This is a genomic window from Shewanella cutis, assembly GCF_022410515.1.
Classification (GTDB): Bacteria; Pseudomonadota; Gammaproteobacteria; order Enterobacterales; family Shewanellaceae; genus Shewanella; species Shewanella cutis.
The window spans coordinates 79,387-90,385 of record NZ_JACSDI010000014.1; the positions used below are offsets into that span (position 1 = coordinate 79,387).

Annotated in this window: 9 protein-coding genes; 5 read left to right on the forward strand and 4 right to left on the reverse strand. The window is 46.2% G+C overall.

Annotation, left to right across the window (positions count from 1 at the left end; all coding sequences use genetic code 11):
* Nucleotides 1-2 precede the first annotated feature (2 nt).
* Together H9J30_RS16230 and H9J30_RS16235 are read right to left on the reverse strand one after the other, a co-directional pair.
* Nucleotides 3-1,124 carry an AI-2E family transporter gene (locus H9J30_RS16230; protein WP_240131942.1) on the reverse strand — a complete coding sequence of 374 codons (1,122 nt, stop codon included), beginning with the start codon at nucleotides 1,122-1,124 and terminating at the stop codon, nucleotides 3-5.
* 101 nt (nucleotides 1,125-1,225) lie between these two features.
* Nucleotides 1,226-2,305 carry an NAD(P)H-dependent flavin oxidoreductase gene (locus H9J30_RS16235; protein WP_240131944.1) on the reverse strand — a complete coding sequence of 360 codons (1,080 nt, stop codon included), beginning with the start codon at nucleotides 2,303-2,305 and terminating at the stop codon, nucleotides 1,226-1,228.
* 392 nt (nucleotides 2,306-2,697) lie between these two features.
* Here H9J30_RS16235 and H9J30_RS16240 point away from each other — a divergent pair, with 392 nt between their 5' ends.
* On the forward strand, nucleotides 2,698-3,114 hold the full coding sequence (locus H9J30_RS16240; RefSeq protein WP_240131945.1) for a DUF2541 family protein: 417 nt from the start codon (nucleotides 2,698-2,700) through the stop codon (nucleotides 3,112-3,114).
* Nucleotides 3,115-3,389: 275 nt separating this feature from the next.
* Complete coding sequence (locus tag H9J30_RS16245) at nucleotides 3,390-3,803, forward strand: DUF4156 domain-containing protein (RefSeq protein WP_240131946.1); 414 nt, start codon at nucleotides 3,390-3,392, stop codon at nucleotides 3,801-3,803.
* A 95-nt stretch (nucleotides 3,804-3,898) separates the two neighbouring features.
* On the opposite strand, the gene ubiA is transcribed toward H9J30_RS16245, so the two are convergent.
* Nucleotides 3,899-4,759: a 4-hydroxybenzoate octaprenyltransferase gene (gene ubiA, locus H9J30_RS16250; protein ID WP_240131950.1), complete on the reverse strand. Its 861-nt coding sequence runs from the start codon at nucleotides 4,757-4,759 to the stop codon at nucleotides 3,899-3,901.
* Between the two features lie 123 nt (nucleotides 4,760-4,882).
* Complete coding sequence (gene uvrD, locus H9J30_RS16255) at nucleotides 4,883-7,051, reverse strand: DNA helicase II (protein WP_240131951.1); 2,169 nt, start codon at nucleotides 7,049-7,051, stop codon at nucleotides 4,883-4,885.
* A gap of 445 nt (nucleotides 7,052-7,496) precedes the next feature.
* On the opposite strand from uvrD, the gene H9J30_RS16260 reads away from it, so the two are divergent.
* From H9J30_RS16260 to H9J30_RS16270, 3 genes are all read left to right on the forward strand, one after another.
* Nucleotides 7,497-7,955 carry a hypothetical protein gene (locus H9J30_RS16260; protein ID WP_240131953.1) on the forward strand — a complete coding sequence of 153 codons (459 nt, stop codon included), beginning with the start codon at nucleotides 7,497-7,499 and terminating at the stop codon, nucleotides 7,953-7,955.
* Between the two features lie 80 nt (nucleotides 7,956-8,035).
* A complete protein-coding gene (locus H9J30_RS16265; RefSeq protein ID WP_240131954.1) occupies nucleotides 8,036-8,341 on the forward strand; it encodes a hypothetical protein in 306 nt (101 codons plus the stop codon).
* A gap of 1,059 nt (nucleotides 8,342-9,400) precedes the next feature.
* On the forward strand, nucleotides 9,401-10,714 hold the full coding sequence (locus H9J30_RS16270) for an ATP-binding protein (RefSeq protein ID WP_240131955.1): 1,314 nt from the start codon (nucleotides 9,401-9,403) through the stop codon (nucleotides 10,712-10,714).
* Nucleotides 10,715-10,999: the final 285 nt, after the last annotated feature.

The window sequence follows — 10,999 nt, forward strand, 5'->3', positions numbered from 1 at the left end:
AGTTAATCTAAGTGACGCTGCGCCTTATCTGCCTCAAGGGTTTCAGGGGCAAGGGATTCTGGCATGACGAAGGCATCTGGATCATCCCTTAGCCATTCACGCCAAATAGCGACTAACAATGCCATCAACACTGGGCCGACAAACAGACCCACAAAGCCCATGGTTTTCACCCCGCCAATTAACCCGAAAAACGTCGGTAAGAAAGGTAATTTGATAGGTCCACCGACCAGATTGGGCCTCAGGGTTTTATCAACAATAAACAGCTCAATACTGCCCCACAGGAATAACCCCACCCCAGCGGTCATATCGCCGGTACCCACCAAATAGAGGGAGATCAGGGTAAACATGGTTGGCGCCCCGCCGGGTATCAACGCCATAAAGGCCGTTAACACCCCAAAAGCCACCGCCGAAGGTACACCGGCAATCCAGTAGGCAATCCCCAGCACTATGCCCTCACCGATGGCGATGAGCGTCATGCCGATAACGGTCGAACTCACCGTTGCCGGCACCACGCGGGAAAAACGATACCAGCGTGCGGGCAAAATCCGCTCGCCGACAATATCAACCTGCTTGGCAACCGACTCGCCATCTTTATATAAGAAAAACAAGGTAATCAGCATAAACAGTAGAGTCAGCAGCAATCCAAGGGTATTCCAGCCCAATTGCAGCACCCAGCGGGAAATGCCGGTCAAATTTTGGCCGCTTATCGCACTCACAATCTGGCCTAATTCATGGGGTTCGCCAATAAACTGTTGCCATTGCAGGGTTAACCACTCGCCCACCCAAGGTAAATCCTTAATCCAAAGGGGGACTGGGGCACCATGTTGGTTAGCATACACTAACCATTCGGCCCAAATTCTTATCTCTTGTAAAGCATAGGAAAAAACAAAAATTAGCGGCGTAATCAGCCCGAGTACAATTAACACTAACGCAATACTGGCTGCGACAGCCGAACGACCACCGCATTTCACCAATAATTTTTGATACAGCGGCCAACTGGAGAAACATATGATTAGCGCAGCCAAGGCAGGAACTAAAAAATCGATAAAGAAGAAAACACCAGCACACAGCAATAAAATCAATAGGGTACGACCAACCGCTGCATTGCTGATAATTTGTGCCATAGTCAAACTGCTCCTCGACTAAAAAGACTTTACAACCTACATAAAAATAGCGCCTATTTTCCCTGAGCAGACTAACTTAGATAGACCAATAAATCATCCTGTTAGCCAGACTTTTCTTGCGGCTCAACGCAAGATGAGGGCAAGCTTAGCACAAAGCTTCGAGTCAAATCTGCAGCAGGGATCGCTCGGCAACCACTGGCATTCTGCCCGCACCACAACGGACTAAAATCTCCAAATCCTAGTTGCTCCGCCACCGCTCTTAAGCCTGCAACCGCAGAGGATGCCAAGGGGAAATCAGGCACAGCGTCGTTTATCGGCCCCATTTCGGCCATAAAACGGTTCACTATGCCGCGGGCGGGTCGACCAGAAAATAAATTCGTTAGCGCCGTATGTTGCGCAGCCTCACTTTGCAGCGCCTCACGGTGGATTGCACTGGTATTACATTCTGGACAGAGCAAATAAGCCGTCCCCACTTGCACGGCCGAAGCCCCCATTGCCATTGCCGCCCTCACCGTGATGGCATCAACTATGCCGCCAGCGGCGATTACCGGAATCTCCACCGCCGCAATCACCTGCGGTAATAGACTAAAAGTGCCGAGCTGCTCAGTTAAATCCTCGGATAAAAAGTGCCCTCTGTGGCCTCCAGCCTCTAAACCTTGGGCAATAATTGCATCAGCGCCACGGACTTCGAGCCAGAGCGCCTCTTCGACTGTGGTCGCCGTAGAGATAACTTTTGAGCCCCAAGATTTAATTTCCAGCAGTAGCGCCTCATCGGGGAGACCAAAATGGAAACTCACCACCTCGGGCTTAAATTTGGCTAACACCTCAGCCTGCGCCTTGCTGTAGGGTGTGCGCTGCGCGCCAGCAGGCTGCGCGTTTGGGTCGAGATTAAATTCCACAAAATAGGGCGCTAACTGTTCGAGCCAAGCGGCTTGTTTGGCTGCCGGTGCTACAGGCTCGCGATGGCAGAAAAAGTTCACATTGATAGGTTTAGCGGTTTGCGCGCGGATTGCAGTTAATTCAGCCTCGAGCGCCTCAAGGGATAACATGGCACAGGGTAATGAACCTAAACCACCCACCTCAGAGACGGCAATCGCGAGCGCACTCCCCTGCACTCCGGCCATAGGTGCCTGAATAATCGGAAATTCAATCCCAAATAAACGCGTGAGTCGACACGGCATACTTCACCTCCTTTGAACTTAATCCTGGCGTTACTCGCTCAGCAGTTGTGACTCAAGGTTGCAGTTGTCTGCGTCTCAATAACGACATTCCACCGAACAGAGCGTGCATTAAGCAAAATCTACCAGAAATGTGCATGCAGCTTATCACTTTTAGTAATGTTAAAAATCAGCAAATTTAGCAGATGATAAAATGTCATTAATTAAGGGATATTTCAGCCTAATTAAAAAGAAAAATAATAATGCCACAATTAAAATCACATTTGTATCAAACATAAATACATAAATTCGTTATTTTAAAAAATTCTCGTGACATCCGCCGCAGTAACTCACTAAAAAACTATTTTGGTTAATTTAAATACTTTATGATTCGCCCCCTTTTTTTTGGAGGCTCTATGTTATTAAAATCAAGTTTACTTTCTGCTACAAATATAAATCGATTTATCATCACTGTACTCTTGATGTTTACGACATCCGTTGCCTATGCAAAAAACGATGATAAAGACGATGAGATCACCCTTGGCCGCACCATATTACTCGGCATAGGCGATCATCCTGCAATCATTCCATTAGTTATTTGCCGACAGGCAAAATACATCAAAATCAAGGCTGAAAGAGATGTGACTATCGATCGCGTCGTCGTGACCTATGGGGATGATAAAACCCGCACAATCAAATTTGATACCGATATTGAGAAAGATGAACACTCAGAGTGGAAATCATTAGGCGCACGCCGCTGTGTGAAAAAAATTGAAGTGTATGGCAATTCAGATCGCAGCAAAGCAGGGATTAAAGTATTAGGACGTAAATAACCTGAGTTAGGGATAAGCAGAGCCGCTGAATAGGCATCTTTTCGAGCCTCTCTACATTGCTCTGCCTCACCATAGCTCGCTATGGCATACGACAGAGCGCCTTGATATGCGAAAAAATCTGTGCATTCAGTCAGAAAAAAGATTCTTCTTTTCAAAATAAATCATTTATAGCATTGATTTGGTTTGTTAAATTTAGATTATTCGACACTCGTTACCCCAAGTTCAGGTTAAATAACCTATTACCTTAAAAAATTGGTATCCATTAGGAGCTTCAATTGAAATATTTGCGTTTATTTACGCTACTCACCTTAATGACATTAGGGCTAAGCGGTTGTATTACTTTCCCACAGGCGGATTCTCGCCACGTTAAGGTGATTTGGGATAACCCTGCAGCGATCCAAAACTGCGTCCATAAGGGCACTATTTTCGGCTCGGAAGGGCATTTTTATGACTATTGGCTCCACAGTGACCAAGATATGGTGTGGGGCACGTTAAATGAACTGCGTATCAAAGCCCATGCTCTGAAAGCAGATACAGTTTATCTTTATGAAAATTTTGGATTTTTAAGTTCAGTCACTTTGATGGGTAATGCCTACGATTGCTCACAGGTGCCGCTGATAGACAAGCCTGCCACTGAGCCAGATGCAGCAGCCAAATCTAGCGAAATAAGCGAAGCGCCAAAGCAATAAGCATGCGCTTTTAAGTCGCTAAAAAGCGTAAGCGTAAAATAGCCCGCCAATGTGCGGGCTTCTTATTGGAACAATCACATTATTGGGTAACGCTGTTAGAACAGGTAATCGGCACCCAAGCTGACAAACAATGCCAATCCCGCCCAATTATTATTGAGGAAGGCTTTAAAGCAAGGGGCTCTTTCGCGGCCAAAAATCAGCATCTGCTGGTAGGTGCTAAAGCCAACAAAAGTCAGTAATCCTAGACCATAGAGCAAACCACGGTCGGCGCTCCAACCCGCGGCCACAAAGCATAAAAGCGCGGCAATTTGAAATAATCCAATGAGTTGGCGGTCGTATTTACCAAAAAGAATCGCGGTCGATTTAATACCTATCTTTAAATCATCATCCCTGTCGACCATGGCGTACATGGTGTCGTAGGCTACCGTCCAAAACCAATTGGCGGCAAATAACCACCAAGCTTCAATCGGTACTTCACCGGTTTGCGCCGCATAGGCCATAGGAATCGACCAGCTCCACACCACGCCCAAAAACATCTGCGGCATGTTCGTTACCCGCTTAGTAAAGGGGTAGATAATGGTGAGGATAATGCCGACAACAGAGAGCTTAACTACTAAGCCATTGAGTAGTAAGACCAATCCAAAGGCTGCTAAGCCTAAAATCACAAACAGGAGCAGGGCTTCTTTGGTGCTGATTTCGCCACTCGCCAGAGGACGGGATTTGGTACGTTCAACATGGGAGTCGAGATCGCGGTCGGCATAGTCGTTAATAATGCAACCACAGGCACGCATTATCACCACACCAATAATAAAGATAATGAGTACTTTAAGATCTGGCATCCCTCCGGCTGCTAGCACCAGCGCCATTAAACAGGGCCAGAGTAATAACAAAGTGCCAATAGGACGGTCGAGTCGAGTCAAACGGGAATACACATCCCACTTGTGCTTTAAATTCATTAACTAGCTACTCCCACCTAATTCTTTATCTCGGTTGCTAGGGCAAACATCATATACCCTAGCGAGCGTCGAAGCGAACTTATGCCGATAAAAGCGACCACAAAATCATGGCATTGGCGCTAATCAACGCGCCTCTAAGCGGGCGTAAGCGACCACCAGCCATTTACTGCCAAAATCGCTAAAATTCACCTGTACCCGCGCCTGTGCGCCACTGCCTTCAAAGTTAATCACTTTGCCATCGCCAAATTTAGGATGATGCACTCTTTGGCCGACGCTAAAGCCGGTATCGTTGGCTACCGCCGATTTTTGGGTACTAAAGCGATTATTGGCCATAGGCGTCGACACCTGCGCCTTTAAGCGGATCTCGTCCACATATTGCGGCGGGATTTCCTTAATAAAACGCGATGGACGGGCGTAATCTTCACGGCCATAAATCCGCCGAGATTCGGCATAGGTGATATAGAGTTTTTCCATCGCGCGGGTCATGCCCACGTAACAGAGGCGGCGTTCCTCATCGAGTCTGTCGCCCTCTTCGAGTGCCATTTTACTCGGGAAAATCCCCTCCTCGACACCCGCCATAAACACCATAGTAAACTCCAGCCCCTTGGCCGAGTGCAGTGTCATCAGTTGCACTGCATCGGTAAAGGCATCGGCCTGACCTTCGCCCGCTTCTAATGCAGCGTGGGATAAAAAGGCGTTAAGCTCGCCCATGTCCTCGAGTTCTTCAGGCATTTCGAAGGTGCGCGCGGCGGTGACGAGTTCCTCTAAGTTTTCGATACGAGCGTGGGCCTTTTCGCCCTTTTCCGCTTCGTACATAGCTTTAAGGCCCGAGGCTTGGATCACTGTGTCCGCCATCCGGTACAGCGCCATATCCTGGGTTTCTTCCTGCAGGGTGACGATAAGATCCATAAAGCCACTCACCGCAGAGGCTGCGCGGCCCGCGAGCACTTTTTCATCCAGCAGCCGTAAACACGCCTGCCATAACGTAAGCTCTTGCTGGCGCGCGGTCGAACGCAGAATATCTAAGGTGCGATCGCCAATGCCGCGGGGCGGCGTGTTAACCACACGCTCGAAGGCGGCATCGTCATTTTTATTGCTGATTAGACGCATATAGCCCATAGCGTCTTTAATCTCTTGGCGTTCGAAAAAGCGCAAACCACCGTAAATCCGATAGGCTAAGCCTTTGTGTAATAAAGCTTCTTCGAGCACGCGCGACTGGGCGTTTGAGCGATAGAGAATCGCGCAGTCACTTAAATTGCCGCCTTTTTCGTACCAATCATTGATCCGGCCGACAATAAAGCGCGCTTCGTCCATTTCGTTAAAGGCGCAGTAGAGGGAAATCGGCTCGCCATCGGCTTCGTCGGTCCACAGCTCTTTACCTAAACGCTCGGGGTTATTGGCGATAAGGGCGTTCGACGCCTTCAAAATATTGCCCTTGGAGCGATAATTTTGCTCGAGGCGAATCGTGGTCGCCGTCGGGAAATCCCGCAGGAAGCGGTGCAGGTTTTCAACCTGAGCGCCACGCCAACCGTAAATGGATTGGTCGTCATCGCCGACTATCATCACATTGGCGGTTTGGCCGGCCAGCACTCTAATCCAAGCATATTGAATGGCGTTGGTATCTTGGAACTCGTCCACCAGAATATGCTTAAAGCGTTCTTGATAATGCGCCAGCAGATGCGGTTTATTGAGCCAAAGCTCGTGGGCACGCAGCAGGATTTCGGCAAAGTCGACTAAACCTGCGCGATCGCAAGATTCTTGATAAACCTGATAAATTTTTAAAAGATTCTGCTCAATCGGAAAACCACCCGCATCGATATGCTTAGGCCGTAATCCTTGGTCTTTTTTACCATTGATATAACCCTGCGCTTGGCGAGGTGGATATTGTTTTTCATCTAGATTCAAACTTTTAAGGATGCGTTTCAGCAAACGCAGCTGATCGTCCGAATCAAGAATTTGGAAGCTTTGCGGTAATCCCGCATCTTGGAAGTGAGTGCGTAATAAACGATGCGCCAGCCCGTGGAAGGTACCAATCCACATCCGCCCCATATTGGTACCCGCGACTTTTTCTACCCGCTCGCGCATCTCGGCCGCGGCTTTATTGGTAAACGTCACGGCTAAAATCGAGTAAGGACTCTGCTGTTCAACCTGCATTAACCACGCGATACGGTGGGTTAACACCCGCGTTTTACCACTGCCCGCCCCCGCAAGCACTAACATGCTAGATTGCGGTGCCGCGACAGCCTCGCGCTGTTTATCATTCAGGCCGTCTAGTAAAGAAGATACGTCCATTCTCGCCTCCAAAAAATCGAGGGGGCATTATAACAGAAGAAATCCCACCTGCGCGCCTGATCCACAAGACAAGAGGCATCATAAGGAGAGTGGTATGGAACAGTCCATTCTTAAGCACTGTCATTCCAGTGACACGCAGCAAGCACATCCATGTGTGCTCGACGACGGCATCCATGCCGTCAACGGTCACTTACATGCCAGTGCTTAACCCTATTAACCTTTGCGTATCTATCAGCCAGCAAAAATGATAAAGCTAAAGCGATATCAAATAATTACCCATCAAACCGTATTAAAAACTGCTACCGAAAAAAAGCAAATTCCTATAGCATCATTTATACCAATTGACATGGTTCTAACAGCGGCCAAGTCCAACAAGCGATTTATGCCCTGCAAACAGCTCATAAATTCCAAGACATTACATGCCAAGCCATCTAAAGGAGTAGCAATGGAACATAATTTTGAGAGATTAAAAGATCACATATTACCGCTTTCAAATTCTCAGGATTTTCATGCTGCAAAAAATGAATGGAAGCTTGTTGGTGTTGAGATTCAAGAAGATTGGGATCATTGTCCGTGTGGTCAACGAATAAAAGAGCTGTGTTATATACAGAATCAGTTTAATTCTAATAAAATGTATGTTGGCAACGTCTGTGTGAACCAGTTCATTGGCATATCAACTGGTAATCTCTTTGATGGGCTAAAACGAATAGCCAAAGATAACTCTGCCAACGCGAATGAAGATTTAATTCTTCATGCATATCAACTTGGCTATATTTACGAAAACGAATACCAATTTTTAATACAAACTCGCCTTAAACGTAAAATTTCTGATAAACAGTTAGCATGGAAACAAAAAATAAACTGCAGAATAGTTAATCAAACCGTTGTCCGTAAAAATACGTAATAAGTCAAAGCACCTGTAGTCATTTTTGCCCCAAAAGTCACCAACTTTACCAAAGCGATGTTTGAGGCGTTAGAGCTAATATGAGTATCAAGGGTATACTGAGTTTCGTTGGAATAACTGGATTTATTTCCATCCTCCTAGTGGTGCATTTCTACCCCACAATTCCCAGATCATTTTTAGGTTGGGTAGCTTTATTCTTTTTAGGTATTCCGGCTTGGGTGATTCTGGAGTTTACAGGCGAATTCGTATTGGATGCGTCATTCTTTAAGCGCATGCCAAGCGGGTTGCGTATTATCGTTGGAGTTCCCGTGGTGTTGGTGTTAATGGTTCTAGCGTTGTTTATTTTTGGTTTCGTACACAAAGTTATAAGTTCAGTTGGTGGGTAGAATGGCCTATCTAACAATAGCAAGCACAAGGTGAAACAAGATATCCACAACTCTTCAATGTTTTAAGTCACCCAAAACAACTCAGCAGTCAATGGAAAAGTTTAACGAAACACCCACTGTTAAATTTTGCGGGTGAAACAGAACATCCACAGCTCTTTTATGCTTTAAGTGACCAACAGACAACTCAACAATCAAAGGAATACGTCATCCCCTCGGAGTTGCCGCAGGGCATTTGCGTTCGTTGCGTGAGCGAGGCATGGATGCCGAGATAGCGTCAGTCGAATCAGGGACGAGCGTCTGACGCGATAGCATAAGGACGCTAAATGACCGAGGGGCTTTCAACTCCGTTAGGGGCGTCTTGGAGCATCCAAGGAGGATAGGACGAGCAGTCCTCCTTGGTCGGGTGTGGGGTGAAGCCCCACGACTTGATTTTATTAAAGAACACTAAAAGAGTTTGAACCGAAGTTTAACGAGAAAGTTTAACGAGACACCCACTGTTAAATTTTGGAAGTTTAACGAGACACCCACTGTTAAATTTTGCGGGTGAAACAGAACATCCACAACTCTTTAATGCTTTAAGTGACCAACAGACAACTCAGCAATCAAAGGAATACGCCATCCCCTCGGAGTTGCCGCAGGGCATTTGTGTTCTTTGCGTGAGCGAGGCATGGATGCCGAGATAGCGTCAGTCGAATCAGGGACGAGCGTCTGACGCGATAGCATAAGAACGGTTTATGCCCAAGGGGCTTTCAACTCCGTTAGGGGCGTCTTGGCTAATGTGAAAACAATAGGCAAGGAGGATAGGACGAGCAGTCCTCCTTGGTCGACTCTTGTTTAAAAATCAGGGGGTGAAGCCCCACGACTTTGACTTTGATTTTATAAATTTAACAATCGGTAACTCGTTAATTTTGAATTAAATAAAGAGTAACATGCATGAAACAGATCGAATCATCACTTTTATGCGCATAAAAATGTAAAATCACACACTTTTATGCGCGTAAAAGTGTAGAGTGGGTTATAGTATAGGCCGTTAACAATCTTAATTGGCGGGAAATGACAATGCAGCGCAACCTACTCAACGCCTTAATAGCATGGAAAAACCAACCTGTGCGCAAGCCATTATTGATCGATGGCGCAAGGCAAACGGGTAAAACCTATCTGCTGCAAGAGTTGTTTGGTAACACCTTTGCCAACATCCTGCGTATCGACTTTCTTGAAAATCCCGCCTACAAACAAGCATTTGATGGCTCACTGTCACCAGACGAGCTAATAATGAACATTGAGCTGTTGACCAATCAGGCGTTCAACCCAGCAACCGATCTGCTGGTATTAGATGAAATTGGCGAATGTGAACGCGCTGTTACTTCGCTGAAGTATTTTGCTGAAAAAGCACCGTCCTATTTTGTCGCGGCAAGTGGGTCGAACATTGGTTTGCTCAACACCTTCCCTGTGGGCAAGGTTGAACAATACAATTTACGACCTCTGACCTTCCAAGAATTTATTTACGCATCCAACGAGCAAGCACTGATCAAAGCGTTTGACAGTCAAGCCAGCACACCAGCGGTGCACACTAAATTAATGGATAAACTAACAGACTACTTTTTTACCGGTGGTATGCCGGAAGCCGTTTCGGCTTGGTATAAGTTTAAAGATTCAAGCATTTTAGAACGGGTTGAAAAAGTCACTAAAATCCATGCAGATTTAATTGCAGGTTATCGTCGCGATTTTGGTAAGTACGCGGGCAAGGTCGATGCCACACTGATTGAATCGGTGTTTAATAGTATTCCAGCTCAGTTATCACTTGTGAGCGACGAGTCGGTTAAACGCTTTAAATTTAAACATGTGCATGAGCGTAAATCTCGTTATAGCGATTTTGAGACCGCGATCCATTGGCTTCAATGTTGCCGCTTAGCCTTGCCAAACTACCCTGTTGAAGGATTGCCAAAATCACCTCTGGCGGCCTACAAAAAAGAAAATATGGTTAAACTGTTTCTATTTGATGTGGGACTGCTCAATCATATGCTAGGCAGCAGTTATAAAGAGATTAAGCTGCAAAACTATGAATTTAAAGGTTACATTGCAGAAAACTTTGTGCAGCAAGAGCTCACTGCCATTGGCGTTGACCCAAGTTATTCATGGAGTGACGCCAGGGCCGAAATCGAATTTATTTTGGCAACCGATGAAGGCGATATCATCCCTGTTGAAGTCAAAAGTGGCAAACGTACAAGAGCCAAATCGTTGGCATCCTACGTTGAAAAATGTGCTCCAAGTAAAACCTTTAAGTTAACTGGCACACAAGGCTCATCGGCGTTAGAACAAACCAATATTGTAATGCCTTTGTATTTCACCCAGTATTTACCGCAGAGATGGTAAAGAGCCTTGCTTAGCATCCCGAGGTCTACACAAAGTAACTTTATGAGCAACAATCTGTAGACCTAAGGGGCATACAAGCTTTCAGCCAATCAAAACTGAACGATATTTTTTGCTAACAATGCTTGGCCTGTCTATAACCCCATCATTTAAAGCAAATCACTTAACCGGTTTAACGCGCTTTACGGCTATTATTCGCCACAACAAAGCGCTTAAAGCGTTGTTCAAACGCCGTTTCATCCGCTTTAAACAGATAGGCCTCAAACACCTGAAGCAAATAGCGTGCTA

Excerpts from the sequence above, each read along its gene's own strand:
- H9J30_RS16230 (WP_240131942.1), bottom strand. The coding sequence starts at position 1,124 with ATGGCACAAATTATCAGCAATGCAGCGGTTGGTCGTACCCTATTGATT.
- H9J30_RS16235 (WP_240131944.1), bottom strand. The coding sequence starts at position 2,305 with ATGCCGTGTCGACTCACGCGTTTATTTGGGATTGAATTTCCGATTATT.
- H9J30_RS16240 (WP_240131945.1), top strand. The coding sequence starts at position 2,698 with ATGTTATTAAAATCAAGTTTACTTTCTGCTACAAATATAAATCGATTT.
- ubiA (WP_240131950.1), bottom strand. The coding sequence starts at position 4,759 with ATGAATTTAAAGCACAAGTGGGATGTGTATTCCCGTTTGACTCGACTC.
- uvrD (WP_240131951.1), bottom strand. The coding sequence starts at position 7,051 with ATGGACGTATCTTCTTTACTAGACGGCCTGAATGATAAACAGCGCGAG.
- H9J30_RS16260 (WP_240131953.1), top strand. The coding sequence starts at position 7,497 with ATGGAACATAATTTTGAGAGATTAAAAGATCACATATTACCGCTTTCA.
- H9J30_RS16265 (WP_240131954.1), top strand. The coding sequence starts at position 8,036 with ATGAGTATCAAGGGTATACTGAGTTTCGTTGGAATAACTGGATTTATT.
- H9J30_RS16270 (WP_240131955.1), top strand. The coding sequence starts at position 9,401 with ATGCAGCGCAACCTACTCAACGCCTTAATAGCATGGAAAAACCAACCT.